The sequence below is a fragment of the Coleofasciculus sp. C1-SOL-03 genome (genome assembly GCF_040220555.1).
Classification (GTDB): Bacteria; Cyanobacteriota; Cyanobacteriia; order Cyanobacteriales; family Coleofasciculaceae; genus Coleofasciculus.
The window spans coordinates 1-21,654 of sequence record NZ_JAVJUO010000217.1 but is presented as its reverse complement, the minus strand read 5'-3'; the positions used below and the strand labels follow the sequence as shown (position 1 = coordinate 21,654).

The 21,654-nt window shown below is 45.6% G+C and carries 14 protein-coding genes, 1 tRNA gene and 2 pseudogenes; 7 read left to right on the top strand and 10 right to left on the bottom strand.

Annotation, left to right across the window (positions count from 1 at the left end):
* Nucleotides 1-241: 241 nt before the first annotated feature.
* The 3 genes and pseudogenes from RIE73_RS33150 to RIE73_RS33140 form a co-directional block, all read right to left on the bottom strand.
* Nucleotides 242-385, bottom strand: a complete 144-nt coding sequence (locus RIE73_RS33150) for a hypothetical protein (RefSeq protein ID WP_446405212.1) — start codon at nt 383-385, stop codon at nt 242-244.
* Nucleotides 386-393: 8 nt separating this feature from the next.
* Nucleotides 394-1,005, bottom strand: a pseudogene (locus tag RIE73_RS33145) (AAA family ATPase); the annotation flags it as partial.
* A 66-nt stretch (nt 1,006-1,071) separates the two neighbouring features.
* Nucleotides 1,072-1,866 (bottom strand): annotated as a pseudogene (locus RIE73_RS33140) (helix-turn-helix domain-containing protein); the annotation flags it as partial.
* A gap of 28 nt (nt 1,867-1,894) precedes the next feature.
* On the opposite strand from RIE73_RS33140, the gene RIE73_RS33135 reads away from it, so the two are divergent.
* Complete coding sequence (locus tag RIE73_RS33135) at nt 1,895-2,143, top strand: hypothetical protein (RefSeq protein WP_446405211.1); 249 nt, start codon at nt 1,895-1,897, stop codon at nt 2,141-2,143.
* 203 nt (nt 2,144-2,346) lie between these two features.
* Here RIE73_RS33135 and RIE73_RS33130 read toward each other — a convergent pair whose 3' ends face one another.
* From RIE73_RS33130 to RIE73_RS33115, 4 genes are all read right to left on the bottom strand, one after another.
* Complete coding sequence (locus RIE73_RS33130; RefSeq protein WP_446405210.1) at nt 2,347-2,730, bottom strand: hypothetical protein; 384 nt, start codon at nt 2,728-2,730, stop codon at nt 2,347-2,349.
* A gap of 531 nt (nt 2,731-3,261) precedes the next feature.
* A tRNA-Val gene (locus RIE73_RS33125) sits at nt 3,262-3,333 on the bottom strand.
* Nucleotides 3,334-3,382: 49 nt separating this feature from the next.
* Nucleotides 3,383-4,114, bottom strand: coding sequence for a RadC family protein (gene radC, locus RIE73_RS33120; RefSeq protein WP_446405209.1), 732 nt, complete (start codon nt 4,112-4,114; stop codon nt 3,383-3,385).
* Nucleotides 4,115-4,450: 336 nt separating this feature from the next.
* Nucleotides 4,451-5,212, bottom strand: coding sequence for an HAD family hydrolase (locus RIE73_RS33115; RefSeq protein ID WP_446405208.1), 762 nt, complete (start codon nt 5,210-5,212; stop codon nt 4,451-4,453).
* Between the two features lie 184 nt (nt 5,213-5,396).
* On the opposite strand from RIE73_RS33115, the gene RIE73_RS33110 reads away from it, so the two are divergent.
* From RIE73_RS33110 to RIE73_RS33090, 5 genes are all read left to right on the top strand, one after another.
* Entirely contained in the window at nt 5,397-5,891 is a 495-nt protein-coding gene (locus RIE73_RS33110) for a pentapeptide repeat-containing protein (protein ID WP_446405207.1), read from the top strand.
* Nucleotides 5,892-6,768: 877 nt separating this feature from the next.
* Nucleotides 6,769-13,611: an AAA family ATPase gene (locus RIE73_RS33105; RefSeq protein WP_446405206.1), complete on the top strand. Its 6,843-nt coding sequence runs from the start codon at nt 6,769-6,771 to the stop codon at nt 13,609-13,611.
* A 148-nt stretch (nt 13,612-13,759) separates the two neighbouring features.
* A complete protein-coding gene (locus RIE73_RS33100; RefSeq protein ID WP_446405205.1) occupies nt 13,760-14,155 on the top strand; it encodes a response regulator in 396 nt (131 codons plus the stop codon).
* A 230-nt stretch (nt 14,156-14,385) separates the two neighbouring features.
* On the top strand, nt 14,386-16,563 hold the full coding sequence (locus RIE73_RS33095; RefSeq protein WP_446405204.1) for a PAS domain S-box protein: 2,178 nt from the start codon (nt 14,386-14,388) through the stop codon (nt 16,561-16,563).
* 138 nt (nt 16,564-16,701) lie between these two features.
* A complete protein-coding gene (locus RIE73_RS33090) occupies nt 16,702-16,854 on the top strand; it encodes a hypothetical protein (protein ID WP_446405203.1) in 153 nt (50 codons plus the stop codon).
* A gap of 41 nt (nt 16,855-16,895) precedes the next feature.
* Here RIE73_RS33090 and RIE73_RS33085 read toward each other — a convergent pair whose 3' ends face one another.
* Nucleotides 16,896-17,069: a hypothetical protein gene (locus RIE73_RS33085; RefSeq protein ID WP_446405202.1), complete on the bottom strand. Its 174-nt coding sequence runs from the start codon at nt 17,067-17,069 to the stop codon at nt 16,896-16,898.
* Nucleotides 17,059-17,322: a hypothetical protein gene (locus tag RIE73_RS33080; protein WP_446405201.1), complete on the bottom strand. Its 264-nt coding sequence runs from the start codon at nt 17,320-17,322 to the stop codon at nt 17,059-17,061. Before RIE73_RS33080 ends, RIE73_RS33085 begins: the two co-directional genes overlap by 11 nt.
* Nucleotides 17,323-17,551: 229 nt before the next feature.
* Between RIE73_RS33080 and RIE73_RS33075 the strand changes: the two genes are divergently transcribed.
* Entirely contained in the window at nt 17,552-18,130 is a 579-nt protein-coding gene (locus RIE73_RS33075) for a fasciclin domain-containing protein (protein WP_446405200.1), read from the top strand.
* 121 nt (nt 18,131-18,251) lie between these two features.
* On the opposite strand, the gene RIE73_RS33070 is transcribed toward RIE73_RS33075, so the two are convergent.
* Entirely contained in the window at nt 18,252-20,927 is a 2,676-nt protein-coding gene (locus RIE73_RS33070) for a DUF3536 domain-containing protein (protein ID WP_446405199.1), read from the bottom strand.
* Nucleotides 20,928-21,654 lie beyond the last annotated feature (727 nt).

The following is a 21,654-nucleotide window of genomic DNA, read 5'->3' as shown; positions in this document are numbered from 1 at the left end:
CTTCGCTCTCCTCACAATGGCGGAATGATACAGCTAAAATGGTGGAATAGATTTGATGTTTTTTTGGGCGCACGTCAGTGCGCCCCTACGGTTTATGGACGTAATTCAAATCCCTCAAGTTAGGTGTGCCATGCCATTATAAAGTTGACATGCATCCTAATGATTCAACCCGTTTTAACGGGTTTTAGCTTTAGGTTCCGGAAATTTATTTCCCGGCTTGATTTAGGGGTTGATTTACCCCTCATCTATACATTTTATCCCCAACTCCGGATCGCCCCCGCAATACGCTAATCGCCGCATTCATCCCCTGACGACTCATTTCAAACATTGGCACAAAACGGGCAATTTCCGCCGCCGTTGTATACAACCAACTCTCATTCGGCATCGGGTTTAATCCAATAACTCACTCGTACTCACCTTTTTCCCCGACTTCCCCTTCACCATCTTCTCTCGCAACTTAGCAAATCGCTCTACCGCCGCCTCAACTAACCCTGGCGCCAATACCGGAAAATGAGCGTTAATCATCTCAACTAACTGGTTTGACCCCGGAAACTCAATATAATGAAACAGACAACGACGCAAAAAAGCATCGGGTAAATCTTTTTCATCATTGCTGGTAATAAACACAATCGGCGGATAAACTGCCTTAACCTTCTCCCCCGTTTCCTCAATAACAAATGTCTGCTCGTCAAGTTCCCGCAACAAATCATTAGGGAAATCGATATCCGCCTTATCAATTTCATCAATTAGCACCACGGTGCGCTGATGATTTTGAAACGCCCGTCCTAACGCCCCCATTTTGATATAATGCTCTAAATTCTCCACCTGAGACTGGCTTTTTTCACCCATCCGCACCAGTTGAGCATCGTGTAGACGGCGCACCGCATCGTAGGTATAAAGTCCATCTTGCGCCTGACTGGTTGATTTAACATACCACGGCTCATAAGGTAAGCCTAATTCATAAGCCACCGCCTCCGCTAATCGTGTCTTACCGCATTCCGGTTGCTCAAAGTTCTCAGCTAACCTAACATTCGATTGACCAACACTGCCACAATTATCCACCAGAAACATCAACAAATGCCTGTCGCCTTGGGGTAAACTTTTCTTTGCCCTTGTCACCAACGGTTCCCAGAACTCCTGTAGCCATTCAGAAAGTATACCTAGCGGCATATAATCCACCGTATAGAAGACAAAAATAACATCCTGAGTTTGCCAGCGATCGCAAACTCGATCCATAATCTCCGTAGGTGTCGCTTCTCTGGGTAATTGGAGACAAGCAGTAAGTTCTCGCCACAAGTTTGGGATACTCTTACCCACACCACTAGAGCTGACATCAATTTTAATCGGAGATTGATTCTGCCGCCCTGGGATCAACCGCAACAGTCGATTCAGCAAAAATTGCTGTCCATAGCAAGGCTCACCATGAACCAAAAAGCCTGCGGTGCGCTGAAGTTCAATCACCTGTTTAAATCGCTGAGACTGTTCCTTAAAGTCAATCTCAAGAATTCGATCAAACAGAACCGGAAAAGTTTGCTGGGGTGGCGGTTCTACCGGATCAGACGGGGATTGAAGATCAGAAAGTCCCCCATACCCCAGCAACCGTTCTTCTAGGGAAGAAAGTCGCTCAGACGAGTCTGACGGTTCACGCTCCTCAATCTCAAAATCAGCGATTTTTTCCAGACTTAGCCCTAATTTTTGGCAAATTTCCTCGAAATAGGAGTAACTGATGAACTTGCCATTGACAAATTTACTAATCGTGTCTCGGTTCATCCCCAACGCCTCAGCTAAACGTTGCTGAGTGTGACAGCGACGTTTATAAGCTTGCTTAACCTCCCGGATGTACTGTGGAGCCACTCTAACCGACATCGCTCATCTTTGACCCCTGGCTTCACTCATGTCGATTTTTTGTCGTTTTTGTCGGACTTTTGTCGGAACGACACTGATTCCGACAGTCGCCGAGTTTGATGAAAATGTCGAACCCATCAGAAAACCACTCATGCAAAACGTAGAAGCTATGAAAATCATCCTGGAAATCATTGTAATCTTTCTCACGTTTCCAGAATATGCTCCACTTCTCGCCCTCGTTGTGGTTCTGGGGACACTCTACTCCCTGCTTAATAGAGAGGACAAGGGAGACAAGTAATACCGAGTTGCGCTCAAATGTAGTAGATAGGAAGAGCAGGGGGATCTAAAAAAGGGGAGTGTCGCTTAGTCTAACAAGCTGTCATGCATTTAAATTGGATGTTAGTAGCGAGCAAGATGCAAAGCCTGCGGCATGGCTTCGCTTAACGCACTACAAGGATGAGAGTCATTATTGACATTAAGAGCCTTAAATGAACGATGCTTTTATTCCAAGAATCCATCGAGTCCTTCTGCCATTAACTGGAGTTGTGAAGCCTTCAACTCCACTAACTCTGTTTCTTTCGCCTGGATTTCTTGCTCTAAAATAGACATCTGCTGTGCAGTTATCGCCGCCTGATGAGCAGACTGTCGCCAACCCCTAACTGAAACATATCCCACAGACGCTCCTAAACTGAGCAAGGTTGCCAAACCCAGGTAAGGAGCGGCTATATCTTTAACTTTACCGGAAAATATCGGTTCATTTTCCGAGGAAATTTGTATCGGCGAAGATCCCACAAATAGAAGGGGAGAAGTTAAAATGAAGAAGGTAGAACCCAAAATCATAACCGGGGTCAGGAAAAACTTTTTCACGATTGAAGGGGGAGTCATAATTCACCAGGTTTAAAAATAGCACTTCAATGAAATTGTCCGAATCGTTTGCTAGTTAACAAACGCATTGACCTTGGGCATCACATGATTTTTCCGTAACTACATCCTCTGACAAAGTGTTACTAACTTATGTTCCAGGAGGCTCTTAATCGAGTGTCGTTTCCTGAAAATTAAACTTTGAAAATGCTTGTATCGTCAGCGTTTCAGCAATGCGTAAATAGTCACTTTATTTGGGCTGTGCTGTAATCAGTTAATTGAGGATTTATCCTCTTTTGAAGGAATACCAGTTTCTGATAGAGTGGAAATTCTGAGAGTGAAAACTAAACAGCACTCTATTGATTTTTGTAGAGAAAAATCAGCGATTGCCTTTGGCACTAGCGAAGCTAATCGCTGAAAGCGCAATTATTAGGTATTGTCATGAAACTTAAATGGAATGTCACTGACTTAAGGCTGGTGGGCAATGCCCACCCTACGATAGATAAAGGGTTTTGACGCTCCCCAAATGCTTATTTCAGTGCTATTCAACTTAAATGGGCGATACTGGACTCGAACCAGTGACCCCTTCCGTGTGAAGGAAGTGCGCTACCACTGTGCTAATCGCCCCTAGCCCCCTAAATTAACATAGCGCCGCCTGAAACTACAACTCACACAATTAAATATCTTGGGGATATTCCTTCCACAATGAAGTAGTGTGATTTAGACTCCGGTGATTACCATTTCCCAAAATCAGGTGATCCACTACGGCTACGCCGATTATCAGCGCCCCCTGCAAAAGCTGTTTGGTCAAATCAATGTCATCCTCAGAAGGTTCAACACTACCCGTTGGATGACTATGCCCCACAATAAACCGCGTCGCTCCATGGCGCAAAACAGCTTGTAAAATCTCGCGCGGACATGCTAATGTCTGTGTGGCGGTACCTACGGAGATGAGTTTAATCCCTAATAAGTGATTTTTCACATCCAACAGCAACACAGCAAACCGTTCCTGAGTTTGCCACATTAACTCATGACTGAAAGCCGCCGCCGCTGCCATGGGATTGTCAATGATAGTACCTTCTGTGGGGCGAGACTGAAAGGCGCGTTTTCCCAGTTCAATGGCGGCTAAAATGGTGGCAGCTTTGGCAGGTCCGACGCCATGAATACGCATCAACTCTTGGGGTGAGATATCTCGCAATACCGCCATGGGATCGCGCTCATCTTGACTCAATTGCTGCAAAATATATTGTCCCAAACCGACTGCCGAAAGTTTACCTTTGCCTTGACCTGTGGCAAGCAAAATAGCAATCAATTCCGCTGTCGCCAAATTTTTGGCACCGATCGCCATTAGTCGTTCGCGTGGACGTTCGCTAGCAGGAATATCGGTAATTCTAAGGCTATAGGTCATAACGCTACCCCATCACTCCGAGACAAGCAGATCATTATCAGGTTCGGTTGAATACCTACACGTTGGTACTCTTTAAGGCTCTAGGGCAGAAGGCTCTAGGGCAGAAGGTAAGAAGTAAGGTGGCAAGGTGAAAGTCAAAAATCACTGTCTAGACGGACATGATATCATGACTGAGAGCTAATTGCTATAGTAATAGAATTTTGGACTTTAATTTGTAAAGTTAGGCGATTAGTGATTGAGAATTAGTGATTGGGGTGGCGTCTGATCCGCTATTAACTATAGTCTTTTCACCCCTAAGTAGGTTAATGGAAATAAACTCAACTCTATTAAGCCGTTCTAACGGTGATGGAGATTGTTCAGGAGTTCTATGTCAACGTATCGCTTATCTCCCGCATCTCCAGCGAGAACAGTAAAGGGTTGATCGGGTTCTCCGAGATGATTTAACACGAGTACCGCTTGGGTAAACTCTTGGTCTTTTGTATAATTGTTGACTGTAATTAGTGTGGTGATACCTGCTTGCGTCGCTGCAATTAAACCCTGATCAGAATCTTCGATCGCCAAACAGTCTTGGGACGGCAAATCCATTTGCCGCAGTACATGGTTGTAAATATCGGGGGCGGGTTTTTTGGCGGGGACGATATCACCCGCCGCGATCGCATCAAACCAACTTAGACTCTCATCCCCCAGAGTATGCTGCAAAAGCGCCGTTACATTAGCCAGGGCGCTAGTTGTGGCGATCGCTAACCGAATTCCTTGCGATCGCGCCGCTTTAATCAATCGTTGCACACCCGGACGTAGGGGGATAGAACCCGTGGCGATAAGTTGCTGATAATGGTGAGTTTTCGCCCGGTGCAGATTGGCAATGAACTCGTCGAAATTAGTCGGAGGTTGGAAATCGGGGCGATATTGCTTCAAATAATAGCGGATACGTTCCTTACCGCCAGCAACCGCTAATAGTTCACCATAAAGGGAAACAGACCAATCCCAATCGAATCCCGCTTCGGCAAAGGCACGGTTAAAGGCGACGCGGTGTCCGTCTTGTTCTGTATTGGCTAATGTCCCATCTACGTCAAAGATTAATGCTCGAAGTTTGGTCATTGGTCATTGGTCATTGGTCATTGGTCATTATTAGGTCTTATGTCAGCAACTATACCCAAATAAGGTGTGCCAAGCCACTACATAAGTCTTGCACACTTGCTACCCCCATCGTCTGAATTTGACCGACTCAACACCAATCCGATTTAATAGGGGACAAGCATTAAGGTCAATCAGGCAATTTGAGATGATTCTTCGCCAACTGATAGCATTCCTAGTCGCGATCGCTCTAGTCGTTCATCCTCTATCTGCTCAAGCGGCTGACTATCCGCCTCCCTTATCCTACAGTCACGCCCAACTCACAGGCAAAGACTTCTCCGGTCAAAATTTACAGACGGCTGAATTTGCTAATGCTAATTTACAGTTAAGTAATTTTGCCTATGCTGACTTGCGAGGGGCTATTTTTAGTGGTTCGGTGATGACTCATGCCAATTTGCATGGTGCGGATTTAAGCTACGGTATGTTAGATCAGGCAGATTTGACGGGTGCAGATTTAAGTGATGTGATTTTAGTCGAAACTCTCTTACTGGGTTCAGTGTTTGATAATACATTAATTACGGGGGCTGACTTCACTGATGCTCTCTTAGATGGCGCACAACTGAAACATTTATGTCAGCAGGCGTCAGGAATTAATTCTAAAACTGGCGTAGCCACCAGCGATTCTCTCGGTTGTTCTTCATAATGTCATTGGTCAGACTCGCTATTGGTATAAGTAGGTGGACACAATTAAAGTGAGCGGTGGAGATTAGGGAACAGGGAACAGGGAACAGGGAACAGGGAACAGGGAACAGTAAGGGTTTGAGGAAGATTTACAGAAGTTCACCGAGTTCAGTTTATTTCCATCAGCCTATTGATGTAATCCTTAATAACTATTGATGGGTTGAATAAACCCATAATTTTTGTGGGCAATCTTTCTATTATTTTTTTCACAAAATCGTCATTTATATCCTCACCATAACGTATTACAAGTACGATGGCTGTATTACATTGATATTCCAAAACCGACCTCCCCTTGGAATTGAAAAAAAACCTTGACGGTGTATAATTTTAGGCAAAGATTAGTCGATATAGTGCGCTAGCGATTCATTCCAGGGTGCCAATGAACGTCAGCATTGAGTCTTCCGGGTGATTGGAGACTCGTGTAGATTGGCTGCAATGATCGATACCAAGGGTAAAAGATTTGCTTCTGCTTCCCAGTGCTTGCAGAAGGATTAATTAGTCAATTTTCCATCGCGATAGGAGAAGGCTTCAGGACAGAAGGGTTATAGGATACTTCGCCGTTGCAGCCGTTCCGTATGTGCTAACCGCGATAAAGCATCTAAGTAGTCGGACAAAAGAAAACGGTACTGTGTAAATTTTTGTAAATCGCCCTCAAACCCTTACTGTTCCCCGTTCCCTGTTCCCTGATCTCAACCGTTAACTTTAATTGTGTCCACCTACTTATTACATCCGTTACTGAATCGGTTGTCATCGGTCATTAAACGCAGCTTCCGTCTTTTCGGGAGCAAGTTTGACATAAGACATAAGACATAAGACATAAGACATAAGACGAATAATCCATGACACTAGACATCACCGGCTACCGTATTGTTACCCAAATTTACGAAAGCAGTAAAACCCTGGTCTATCGCGCCATTCGTGAATCCGACCAACATCCAGTAATCATCAAACGCCTAAAAAGCGAGTATCCTACCCTCTCGGAACTCGTCCAGTTTCGCCATCAATACACCCTAGCTAAAAGCCTGAATCTACCTGGCGTCGTGCAACCCTATAGCCTGGAAAATTACCGCAATAGCCTGGTCTTAGTCCTGGAAGACAGTGGTATTTCCCTCAAGGATGAGATGAAGCGATGGTCGAATGGACGGATGGGAGAGACAACCGATGGTATTCAGGCATTTCTGCACATCGCCCAGCAAATTTCCCAAATTCTCGAAGGACTCTATGATCATCGGATTATTCATAAAGATATCAAACCTGAAAACCTGCTGATTCATCCCACCACCCAACAGGTTAAACTCACCGATTTCAGCATTGCGTCTCGCTTACCCAAACAGAAACAGGAACTTCAACACCCCGATGTTTTACAAGGGACTCTCCTCTATATGTCCCCCGAACAGACGGGACGGATGAATCGTGGGATTGACTATCGCAGCGATTTTTATTCCTTGGGAATCACCTTTTATTACCTCCTGACCGGACAACTTCCTTTTACATCTCAAGACCCCATGGAGTTGGTTCACTATCATCTCGCTAAAACCCCAACACCGCCTATAGAATTAGTTCCCACTATTCCCCTCATGGTGAATGCATTGATTCTAAAATTGATGGCAAAAACCCCAGAGGAACGTTATCAAAGTGCGGCTGGATTGAAAGCGGATTTGGTACAATGTTATGATCAATGGCAAGAAACAAGAAAGATTTTCCCCTTTGTTTTAGGACATCGGGATATTTCTGGAAATTTTGTGATTAGTGAAAAGCTATACGGTCGGGAAGCAGAGGTGGCTACCTTACTGGCTGCATTTGACCGGGTTAGCCAAGGGCGGGCGGAAATGATGCTAGTGGCTGGCTTTTCTGGAATTGGTAAAACTTCGGTGGTTAATGAAGTTCATAAACCGATTGTACGCCAACGGGGTTATTTTATTGCGGGGAAGTTTGATCAATATAAACGGAATATCCCCTATTCTTGCCTCATCCAGGCTTTTCAAGAACTCATGGCGCAGTTACTCACAGAAAATCAACACCGCCTAGAGGAATGGCGACAGCAACTGTTAGAGGCTTTAGGGGAAAATGGTCAGGTGATTATTGATGTGATTCCGGAAGTGGAATTAGTAATTGGATCTCAACCTGCTGTCCCCCAACTGACGCCCTCTGAAGCCCGGAATCGCTTTAACCGTGTTTTTAAACGATTTGTTCATGTTTTTACCGCCGCAGAACACCCTTTAGTCCTGTTTCTCGATGACTTGCAATGGGCGGATGCTGCATCCTTGCAATTTATTCACCGCTTGATGAGTGATCCGGAGAGTGAGTATTTGTTGCTAATTGGGGCTTATCGGGATAATGAAGTGAGTCCTACCCATCCGTTTATTTTAACCCGAGACGAGATTCAAGCGGCTGGCGGAACTGTTACCACGATTACGCTGGACGCCTTGCAGGTTCCCCATATTGCTGAATTAATTGCAGATACCCTGAATTCATCGCCCCAGCAGGTTCAACCGTTAGCCCAATTAATTGTCCGGAAAACTCAGGGGAATCCCTTCTTCTTAACTCAGTTACTCAAGTCCCTTTACCAAGACGAACTGATTCGGTTTGATGGACAAAAAGGAGAATGGACGTGGGATATTCAGCAGATTGAACGGGCAGAGATTACGGATAATGTGGTGGAATTAATGGTTGGCAAAATTCAAAAGTTTTCTCAGGCAACCATTGATATATTAAAACTCGCCGCTTGCATTGGCAATCGATTCAGCTTAGATATCCTCGCCGTTGTCAGTGAACAGTCCGTCAATCAAACCGCGATCGCACTCTGGGAAGGGTTGGTGGCGGGATTAATTTTACCCTTAAGCGATCGCTATCAGATTCCTCTGGTTTTGGAGGAGGCGGAGTTACAGAAATTCTGTGCGGCTGCGGTGGAAGTTGACTATAAGTTTTTACATGATCGGGTTCAGCAAGCGGCTTATTCACTGATTCCGGAGGCGGATCGACAACAGGTACATTTGCAAGTGGGGCGATTGTTACTGAATAACTTTGATCCAGAGGAATTGGAGGAAAATATATTTGATGTTATCAGTCACCTCAATGCTGGAGACGCTTTCATTACAGATAGTGATGAACGCTACCACGTTGCCCAACTGAATCTCCAAGCTGCCCAGAAAGCTAAGTCATCGTCTGCCTTTAAAACGGCGTTGAAGCTACTTAGGATTGGGATTCGTTTTTTGCCTGAAACCCGTTGGCAGGATAATTATTCCTTAACCTTGAGACTCTATTTGGAAGCTGGGGAAGCGGAATATTTAAATGGGAATAATGCAGCAGGGATACAAGTTTTAGACTATACCGCATCCCACGCCAAAAGCATTCTCGATCGATGCCGCATCAACGAGTACAAAATTGTCTGTTATCGGATGAGAAATGAACTAGACGCGGCGTATCAAGTGGGCTTAGAGACGTTGAAGTTGTTGGATATTGACTTTCCTCCTTATCCTGATCAGGCGTATATTCTCCAAGAATTGCATCATACTAAAGCCCTGATTCATCAGGTTCTTGATCGAGATAAAGAAAATACGGGCGAATTTTCTTCCCTATCTTTTCCTACATCGGAAATGGGGTTTGGAGACCAAACCCCTACCACCCTGGCAAACTTGCCCCCTATGCAAGATCCAGAAAAGTTAATGGCGCAGCGGATTTTAAAAGAAGTGTGGCCCATTGCTTACTTTATCGGTTCCAAGGGGTTGCACGTCTGTGCGATGAAAATCACCCAACTTTCGATTCAATATGGAAACTCGCCAATTTCGGTTCTTGGCTATATGCTTTATGCCTTTAACTTGGTGTTTCGCTATGGCGAAATTGAAGCGGGCTGTGAAATGGGACAGTTATCCTTAACCCTACATGAACGATTTCACACCAAGGAATTAGAGGCAAATATTTTAGATATGTGGGGGGGATTAATCTTACTCTATAAACAACATATTCGTGACTGTAAGCCCTATTTATTAACGGGGTTGAATAGCGGCATTGAAACGGGTTCCTATCAATGGTCGGGTTACTGTTCGATTAACTATATGTTCCAGTGCTTTTTTGGCGATGAATCCTTGCTACGCACAGCGGAAATAATTGAAGACTTTATCCCGACCTTGACGAAGATTGATCCCAATATGCTAAACTATCAACTCATTGCTAGGGAAGCGATTGTCAATCTGACTCAAGGCGCAGAACAGCCGGAACGACTGGTGGGAGAATGGGTGTCAGAGGAGCAAGTTTTGAACTTTGGCTTAACCTCTAATGATTTATTAACGGTCTTTGTTGTCTATGTGTATAAACTGGCGTTAGCTAACTGGTATGGTAAGATACACGAAGCGGTAGACTATGCCCAAAACGCTGAACAGTATGTAGAAGGATCTGAGGGAATTTTTACGAACCCGGTGTTCTATTTCCACCAAAGTATTGCCCTGTCGCGGGCGTATCCCCAAGTGGATACTGACACGCAAAAACATTACCTGAAAATTTTGTATCGGAATCGGGAAAAATTCCAACAGTGGGCAGATCATTGTCCGGAGAACTATCAGCATAAATTTAAACTCATTGAAGCTGAACTGGCGCGGATTACCCAGCAAGGCTATGATGCAATAGACTACTATGATCAGGCGATCGCCTCGGCACGGGAGAATGGTTATATCCAAAACCAGGCACTAGCCAATGAACTCGCGGCACACTTTTTTATGGCAAAGGGAAAGGAACAAATTGCCAAGGTGTACTGGCAAGAGGCGAGTTATGCCTATCTAAGATGGGGCGCAACGGATAAAGTGAAACAGCTTTATCATCACTATCCTCAGTTTCTCACCACTGAAGTCACTATCCAAGAGGATTTAAAGCCTGATCAAACAACCAGTAGCACGTCCTCTCAATCCACTGAACTGTTGGATTTAAATACGGTTTTTAAGGCATATCGAGCCATTGGGCGGGAAATTGTATTGGAGCAGTTACTGACTAAATTAATGCAAATTCTGATTGAAAATGCTGGGGCGCAACGGGGGGTTTTGCTACTGCCGTCTGATCAGGAGGGAGAACAATGGCGGATTGAAGTGGTGGGTGATGTGGATCATCCAACGGTTCCTGTTTTGTCCTCTAGGGCGCTAGCGGAACAGGTTCCAGTTTCTCTGATTAACTATGTCTCCCATACTCAAGAAACTATCGTATTAAAGAATGCTAGCACCCAAGGAAGTTTTAGCAGTGATCGCTACATTCAAACCCATCAAACCCAATCCATTTTATCGGTTCCCTTAGTTAACCAAGGGAAACTGCGAGGAATTGTTTATCTGGAAAATAATCTCACCCCAGGGGCATTTACCTCAAACCGCACCCAAGTTATTCAACTCCTCGCCGGACAAGCCGCGATCGCAATAACAAATGCTCAACTCTATGCCCAGGTGAAAAAAAGCGAATCTCAGCTTAAACAGTTCCTGGATGCGATGCCTGTGGGCGTATTTGTCATCGATCGCCATGGCTTACCCTATTACGCTAACCAAGTGGGCAAGCAGATTTTAGGTCAAGACGTGGTGGAAGCGACCTCCGCCGAGGACATGACGACTGTATACCACGCCTATCTCGCGGGAACCGACCAAATCTATCCCAGCGATCGCGATCCCATTGTTAAGGCACTCCAGGGCGACAGTACCAAAGTGGATGATATGGAAATCCGCCGCCCGGATCAGACGATTCCCATCGAAAATGCCGGAATGCCGATCTATGACGACGAGGGAAATGTGGCTTATGCGATCGCGGCGTTCCAGGATATTAGCGATCGCCAAAAAGCGGCACAATTATTAGCCGATTATAATTCCACCTTAGAAGCCCAAGTTGCTGAACGAACTGAGGCATTGCAGCAAAGCCAAGCTAAGTTTTTTGGCATTGTTAATATTGCCGAAGATGCGATTATTTCCATTAATGAAGACCAACGCATTCAACTATTTAATCAAGGGGCAGAACGAATTTTTGGTTATCGGGCAGATGAGGTATTAAATCAACCCCTGGACATCCTCCTGCCCCAATCAGTGCGGCACAGTCATCAACATCATATTCAGCACTTTGGTCAGACTAAAACCCCATCTCGACGCATGGCAGATCGTCCTAATACGGGTGGTGTATTTGGGCGACGCAAAACGGGCGAAGAATTTCCAGCAGAAGCCTCAATTTCAAAGCTCAAATTGAGTCAGGGGATGCTCTATACTGTAATGCTCAAAGACATTAGCCACCGTCAACAAACTGAAAAAGCAGTACGAGACAGCGAGGAACAATTCAGAACCTTAGTCGGCAATATTCCCGGTGCCGTGTATCGTGTCCTCTGTGACGAACATTGGACAGCCTTATATATTAGCGATCGCATCGAAGACGTGTATGGATACCCGGCGACTGACTTTATGGACAATCCAGTCCGTACCATCGCCAGTGTGATTCATCCGGATGACAGAGAAACAGTTGAAAGGATGATTCATCACGCCGTCAATGAAAGGCGATCGTTTATCTTAGAGTACAGAATATTACATGGTGATGGAACCATTCACTGGGTCTACGAAAAAGGTCAAGGCATCTTTGATGAAGCCGGAAACCTTCTGTGGTTAGATGGGGCAATGTTTGATATTACCGAACGCAAACGGGCAGAACAAGCGCTTCAGGATAAAAATCAGGAACTTGCCACCACCTTAAAACAACTCAAAGCCACCCAAGATGAACTGATTCAATCCGAGAAAATGGCAGCCCTAGGGCAACTGATTGCCGGAGTTGCTCATGAGATTAATACCCCCTTAGGCGCCATTCGCTCCTCCGCCGGAAATATGGCAAAGTTCTTAGCCCAAACCTTAACCCAATTGCCCACACTATTTCACTCCCTCTCCCCCGAACAAGGGCAGGAATTCTTAACGTTACTCCAACAGTCTTTGGACTATGAATCGAATCTCAGTGCTAGAGAAGAACGGAAACTCAGACGCGGCTTAACTCGACAATTGGAAGCAGAAGAAATTGAAAATGCTGATAGCCTCGCGGATACATTGGTCGATATGGGAATTTACGACCAAGTTGAATCCTATTTCCCCTTATTGAAACGGTCAGATAGTAGTCAACTCTTAGACACCGCCTACAAACTCTCCGGGCTTCAACGGGGAACACGAACTATTTATACCGCCACCGAACGGGCAGCAAAAGTGGTATTTGCCTTAAAAACTTATGCCCGTTATGACCACTCCGGCGAAATGATTCCCGCCAATTTAACCGAAGGAATGGAAACCGTACTCACCCTTTATTACAATCAACTCAAACATGGGGTAGACGTAATCCGCCACTATCATGAGTTACCCCCAGTTACGTGTTATCCGGATGAATTAAATCAAGTGTGGACAAATCTCATTCATAATGCCTTGCAAGCCATGGACAACAAAGGAACTTTAACCATTGAAATCCAGCAGCAAGACAATCAGGCAAAGATTAGCATCACCGACAGTGGCAAAGGGATTCCCCCAGAGATCCAAGCGAAAATATTTCAGCCCTTCTTTACCACCAAACCCGCCGGAGAAGGGAGTGGATTAGGACTCGATATTGTTAAAAAGATTATTGACAAGCATCAGGGACAGATTAATGTTGCATCTATTCCGGGTCAAACCACGTTTACGATTTTACTACCCATGAACCATCCATGAGCAATGATTAATGTTTGTAGTCAGCGATGCGAGCGCTTCTGGCACGCTTCGTGCCTACTACGAACCCAGCTTAAGTCAGTACCATTCCGCTTTAAATGAGTGACATTCGACCAATGACCAATAACCAATGACAAAGGACTAATGACCAATGACTAAACCCGTTATTTTGTGTGTTGACGACGAGAAAGTAGTCTTAAAAAGCCTGAAGACTCAACTCAAAGAAGCCTTTGGTGATACTTACAGCTATGAAGTCGCCGAAGATGCGGATGAAGCCTTAGATTTAATTGATGAACTCGCTGAAGAGGAGGTCAGCATTATCTTAATCGTGTCCGATTGGTTAATGCCAGGAATGAAAGGAGACGAGTTTCTAATTAAGGTTCATCAGCAATTCCCCGAAGTAATTAAAATTATGCTCACCGGTCAAGCCGATGAAACCGCTATTGAACGAGCCACATTACAGGCAAATTTGCATCAATGTTTATATAAACCTTGGTCAGAAGCTGAATTAGTGGAAACCATCAAGTCAGGATTATATCAGTTATAAGTTATAAGTGGGGGTGCATCTTAAGCGGTTTTGCATTTAAACCTTAATGTTAAGAATAACAAATTACTTGTTCTCGGTAAAATCAGTGTAACTAACCTCTCACCCCCTACCCCAATCTCTCTAATAAATCCGTGAAATCAGTGTAACTAACCTCTCACCCCCCTACCCCAATCCCTCCAATAAATCCGTGAAATCAGTGTTTTGACCAATAACAATCCCCTAATCGAACCATGGTGAAACAAGTAATCATCTGTGTGGATGATGAAAAAACAGTCCTCAGCAGCCTCAAAGCCGAACTCAAGGAAGCGATTGATAAAAAATACCTCATCGAAATTGCTGAAGCGGGGGAGGAGGCGTTAGAGTTAGTCGAAGAACTCCTAGAAGATGGCTATGAAATCCCGTTAATTATCTCGGATCATATTATGCCGGGAATGAAAGGGGATGAACTCTTAAAACAGGTTCATCGTCTCTCACCTAAAACCCTCAAAATCATGCTCACCGGACAAGCCGATATTGAAGCGATCGGCAATGCGATTAAGTATGCTAAACTCTATCGTTATATTGCTAAACCCTGGCAATCCTCTGACTTAACCTTAACCGTTCAAGAAGCCGTCAACAGTTATCTCCAGGATAAAAAACTGGCTGAACAAAACCAAAAACTCCAGCGTTTGAATCAGGAATTAGAACACTCCATTCAATTACTCAGTAGCAATGAGCGCAAATTTCGGGCAATTTTCAATCAAACCTTCCAGTTTACAGGAATGCTGCATCTGGATGGTAGGGTTCTAGAAGTGAACCAAACTGCATTAGAGTTTGGTGGCGTGCAGCTTGCGGATGTCGTTGGCAAGCCATTTTGGGAATGCTACTGGTGGACAATTTCCCCTCTGACCCAAATCCAGTTACAAGCGGCAATTAGCCAAGCCGTTGAAGGTCAGTTTATTCGGTATGAGGTGGAAATCTTAGGCGCAAATCATTGCGTCGCTAAAATTGATTTTTCGATTAAGCCGATTTTTGATGAAAGTGGCACAATTGACTTTCTAATTATCGAAGGTCGAGACATTAGCGATGTCTACAAAGAACTAGAATTACGCAAACAAGCCGAAGCCGCTTTATTGAAAGCCGAACAAAAATATCGGTCTATCTTTGAGAATGCTCAAGAAGGTATCTTTCAAACGACACTCGACGGTCATTATCTCAATGCTAACCCCGCTTTAGCTCAAATCTACGGCTACGATTCCCCGGAAGAATTGATGACAACTCTCTCTAGTCCTCAGCATCAACTTTATGTAGACCCCCGCCGTCGTCAGGAATTCATCACCCAAATGCAGCACCATGGTGGCGTCTGCGACTTTGAGTCCAGAATTTGTCGCAAAGATGGTCAAATTATTTGGATTAGTGAGAGCGCCCGGACGATTTATGATGCTTCTGGCAACCCCCTTTACTATCAAGGTTTTGTGGAAGATATTACCGCTCGCAAACAAGCCGAAGCCGAGCGAGTCAAGTTCACCAATGAACTCTGTCAACTGAATCAAGCCTTCTCTCGGTTTGTTCCCGGTCAATTCTTACAGATTTTAAATAAAAAAAGCGTTGTTGATATTAAATTAGGGGATCAAGTCCAGCAAGAGATGTCCGTCCTCTTTGCGGATATTCGCGACTTTACAAGCCTCTCGGAACGGATGACTCCCCAGGAAAATTTTAAATTTATCAATGCCTATCTCAAGCGTATGGAACCGCTGATTGTTGAACATCAGGGGTTTATTGATAAGTATATTGGCGATGCGATTATGGCGTTATTTAGTGGCATTGCTGATGATGCGGTGAAAGCTGGAATTGCCATGTTACAACGCCTAGGTGACTATAATCAATGTCGGCTTCGCGCTGGTTATACGCCCATCCGTATTGGTATTGGCATTAATACAGGATCATTGATGTTAGGCACTGTCGGTGGACAAAACCGCATGGATGGTACGGTGATTAGTGATGACGTAAATTTAGCCGCCCGTCTGGAAGGACTCACGAAACAGTATGGCGTCCCTCTATTAATTTCTGGGCAAACTTTGGCACGATTACACAATCCCACCGGGTACAATATTCGCTTCATCGAGCAGGTTAAAGTTAAAGGCAAATCCAAAGCCGTCGCCGTGTTTGAAGTATTTGATGGGGATAATTTAGGGCTTAAGCAGAGCAAGTTAGAAACGCTGACGACGTTTGAAGAAGGGTTATTTCTCTACAAAAAGCAGGCATTTAAAAAAGCCCAGCTACGATTTGAAGAGGTTTTGCGAATCAACCCCCAAGATACGGTGGCGAAAATCTATCTGCAGCGTTCTTTGTCGCAACGTCAGCAAAAAGTCGCTTTTCCAAAAGGGCAACTCCAAGAGATACCCCAGGGAGATTTTTCCGCTGAGTGAAAAACCGGACACTACTCATGGCATTGAAATAAGCATTTGTGGCTCGCCGAAACCTTTGATATACCGTAGGGTGGGCATTGCCCACCAGCATACCAGTCAGTAACGGCTAGTACAATTTTATTAATTCGGCATATTGGCATGAGTGCTTTTCACACGGCTTTACTGCCTCAAATTTCTCCAAAAGAGATTAAACGCCTAAATCATTTACCTTTGCCAGACATTACCCAAGAAAATATTAATATCAAGAATGAATTTGAGTTGACCACGAGGAAGGGCGGGTTTTGCCTTTGAAGTTATCGGTATATACCAAAATTAAGCGTCTAAACCCGCCCCTACAATTGACTTCCTGAATGACGGAAAGCTGGAGTTGCATTGATTCGTCCAACGCCAAACAAATGCATCCGCGTGTTCGGAGTTAAGTAGGGGGAAATGGCTTCAAGAATTTCGATAATTTTGTGGCTGGGTGTTCTGGCAAGTCCTCCTAAAGCAACGTAATCATATCCCATGCCTTGGACACCATTTACTTTTAGCGGCAAGTTGAGCGTTAATTAAGGTAAAAATACGCTCTAGTTCCGATATTCCTGCGTATTCAGCTTCTTCTTCAGGGGTGAGTCTATCAGTTTTTTTCTTTTCTAAAAGTTCTTCAAAGCGAAATTGTAGCTCTGAAGTGAACCTGAAGAGGTAAATGTTGCCGAATTCGCTGATTCCAATGCCAGAGGTCATTAGGACTGAAGGCTGAACCATGAGTTGAGGAGTCATTGGGCTAGTCAAATGTCTTTTGCTCTTGATCCTACTGCGATCGCAGCTTAACCCGAACTTGGCTTAGAAATCTAAATTTACTCGTTCGTGATCCGATCGCGCCATAATCCAAGCCACTCCTGAATCAAAGCCAAAGCGAAATTATACCTGAGAAAGAAGCATAGGGTCAGAATTCAGACTAAAGTAGTATACAAATCGTTATATATACCTGCTCCAAGGAGAAAAATTCATGCCAGCCCACGCTTTTACTTCCACATTGAGGAAACTAACCGCCTGTTTAGGTCTAGCCAGTCTCGGTACCGCGATCGCATTACCCGCCAACAGCGTCACCGACTCCCCTCGCCTCTTAAAGGCAGAACCTGGACTCCACTTGATTGCTCAACGGGGGGTGAGCAATATAGCCGATGAACTCGAAACCGCCAACGATGCGTTTTCTACCCTCACGGCTGCAATTAAAACCGCCGGACTCACTTCCGCACTGGCACAAAGGAGACCCATTACTATTTTTGCTCCCACTGATGAAGCCTTTGATACTTTACCAGAGGGAACTGTGGCAACGTTACTTCAACCCCAAAACCGATCGCGATTAACTGAAATCCTTACCTATCACGTTGTCCCCGGTAACATTAACACCTTTGGCTTAACTCCCGGTTCGACCTTACGGTTAACCACTCTAGCAGGTAAACCCGTAACCATACGAGTTAGCGATGCTAGCGAAGTTTCTGTCAATGGCATACCCGTCGTGATGGCAGATATTCCTGCCTCTAACGGCATGATTCACGGGCTTAACGGGGTTCTATTACCCTAATGTGGATTGGGGAAGTGTAGAGGCACGTAGGGGCGGGTTTTACCGATAACGTTCAGGAAAAACCCTCTAAAGTAACTAAACCCGCCCCTACCGAAATCTAGAAACGTAGCAGATCACGTCTCTACATCAAATGACTTAACCAAGGACTCACTTCCACAGACAACAGTTGACCAAGCTGAAGCAACTGGCGTAGTCGGATAATTGTCCAAGGATTTGCCGCCATAAGCTGCGCCTGATCATGTCCATTCTTTTGGTCACTCAAGCGCTGGGCTTGAATTGCCAGTTCACACTGGGGCACGATTGAGGTATGTAAACAGTTGAAATAGAGTTCCTGACAACGGTCTAACGCTAAACCGAGGCTTAACCGATTGCCAATCTCAATCAGCCGATCAATCTGGCGGATATCCTCGCCGAGGGTATCGGGATCACCCTCATGCAACAGTTGCCACAGCGATCGCCAAATTAAGGTTTCCAGCGTTGGCTTGGCTTCTGGGATATTCAGATGACAGCGTAGGTGTCCTGCTTCTATGGCGATCGCTTCCAGTTCGGCGATCTGAGCATTGATCGCTTGGGGATCACTCCCCTCCATGTCTAGGGCTTTAATTGCAATTAAACAACGGTTAGATAACGCAATTTCTGCTGCCACTTGCAATTCCTTCGGTACGGGCAATTCATCCCGATGGAATGCCATCAACACGCCGTAATTATCCCGGTACATCTGGTTATACAGCTGATCTAATCGGGTCAGGGTTTCCTGACTAATAAGCTGCATAATCCGTTGCCGTTCCTCAGCAAACAGATTCTGTAAACTGAACGACTGCTCACCAAACATCTGATTCATTGCCAGAATCGTATGGGCAGCACTGGCTTGCTTGAGGGCATCAAAAATCTTATCCCTCAACTGGGTATATGCCCGACGTCCGGTAAAGGGTTGAATACAGCAGTGGAAGTCCCAGCCGCCGATATGGAGAACGGCAAACACCAATTCCATATTTTCCCAGGTAATCTCCGACACCAGTCGCAATTGACCCACTGCTAACGTCAGTGAACCCATGCGTTGGAGTTGATAGTCAAGCTGGTGGGCTTCGTAGCAGTAGAGGCGTTCTTGTTGGGAATAGTTGGTAAATAAGGAACTAATCGCGTAATGGGCGGCTACTTGTTGAAAGGTAATTTGCGACGACACCACCAATTGCCGATAGACCACATCCCCAGTTTTAAAGCAGTCTACATTACTGGGTGCTACAAGTAGGCGTTCCAAGAACCCTAGCTCAAGCTGGATACCCGCCACTTCCCCAGCTAACTCCAACGCCCGTGCTGCATAGCGTAAAATCTGAACCCCTTCGGGACGGGAGATTTCCTCAAAGAACCAGCCACAACTGGTATACATGAGCATGGCATGGCGTTGCATTTCCAACAGCCGCAGGGCATCGATTTGGTCGGTGGGAGAGAGGGGTGCAACGCTGTGACGGTTGAGAAATTGCTTCACATTTTCCGCCGAGCGATTCTCGTTCCGAGACGCGATGCGATCGCGCAGCACTTGGATATACTCGTCCCGCGCCGCCCAGGGATCGCGGAAAAACTGCCGTCCCATTTCGTCATACACCGGAATCAACTGATCCCGCAGCCAGTTCAAACTTTCTCGCAGGGGACGCCGCCATTTTTGATGCCAACCCCCGCCGCCACCACAGCCGCAGTCATCTTGCCAACGGTTGACACCGTGGGAACAACTCCAAGCGGTGACGGGTTTGAGAATCACTTCCCACGTTGGCGGACTGATACTGAGGTAATGAGCAAAGTTAGTCACTGTCCAGTTACGGCGGGGAAAGACTTGGGTAAAGGCATGGGCGATACACATTTCCGTGTGGCGTTTGTGATGTCCGAAGGTTTCCCCATCGGTTGCCACACTAATAATCTGGGAGGGACGGTGATCTCCATGAATCGCGATCCCCAAACGACCCGCGAAATGTTCCGAACTACTGAGAACATCGCTAAACCCCATATCCCGTGAGATGGGACCATCGTAGAAAAAGATATCGATATATTCACCGCTTTCCAGGAAACAACGGTAAGGACGACTGGGATCAATCTGACCCCCACCGACTTCATGCCAGTCTGGATCAGGATTGTCTTCGGTTGGCAGAGGGCGACAGCGTTCGGCTTGGGAGGGGGCAAGAATGATAAACTTAATCCCTTCTGCCACTAACGCTTCCAGGGTGGGATAATCTACCGCCGTTTCCGCTAGCCACATCCCTTCGGGATCACGACCAAAGCGAGAGCGGAAATCTTCCATTCCCCAGCGGATTTGGGTGTATTTATCTCGTTCATTGGCGAGGGGGAGAATGATATGGTTATAGACTTGGGCGATCGCATTACCGTGACCGTTGAGCCGTTGACAACTCTTGCGATCCGCCTCTATGATTCGCTCATACACTTCCATGTCGTAGCGTTCTAGCCACGACATCAGCGTCGGACCAATATTAAAGCTGAGATATTCAAAGGTATTAACGATCCCCACCACTTCGCCGTAACCATTTAACACCCGGGCAAAGGCGTTGGGGCGATAGCATTCGTGATGAATCCGCTCATTCCAGTTATCAAACGGTGCCGCCGAGGGCTGACGTTCAATCGTATCCAGATAAGGATTTTCACGGGGGGGTTGATAAAAATGCCCGTGAACGGTTATGTAGACGCCCCTAGCTGTCTGTAGGGGATCATGGTCTCGCCCAGCCTCCTCGGATAAGGTAGGGATGGGATTTGCCACAGCTTGTGAAGCTGAAAGTTCAGCAGCAGAAGTCATTTAGATCACCAAATTCCACAGAAAACGTAGTCAGACATATTCCCTTACTCTACTAATTTTCGCTGAGAGTAGGGATTAGTTGAGAGATTACTAAACAAATTTTGGGTTGAAAGCTAGCCATTTAAGTAGGGAACGCCAGCTCGGTATAAGTAGTCGGACAAAAGTAAAGTTAACGGTGAGGATTGTCATTCGTCATTCGTCATTCGTCATTCGTCCTTTGTCCTTTGTAAGGATTTGAGGCTCCTTATCATTTCTTAGTACAGTCTACAGAATGTATACCCAGATCCTTAGAAAAAAGCATTGACACCAGTGGCTAAACTTGCATTTGGGGATGAAGGTGTAACAATCTGTCCCTTCAGTTTTTTATTGAACCGCAAGATTTACTGAAAATCGATAAAACTTCATATAACGTTGCGGTCAGTTCACAAAACTTAGACGCACTATAGCAACTCTTGCCGATTATTGCACATCTTCCTGGGAAGTTGCAGGGTTGACATCCTCCCTCGCCGGAGACGAGGGATTCCCAAACCTCACGATTTGACGCTTCGACTCCGCGAGCGCGTCAACACCGAACGGAGTCGAGGTGTTGAGTTTCTGCTTCCTACCCCTGAGACTACGCGGTAGCTGAGCCTGTCGAAGCTCAGGGGTTTTTCGCAACTGCCCTTTGGACTTATATCCATCGGGTCTTATGTTCGCTCCACAGACTATCACCGCAAGCCCTGCGGCT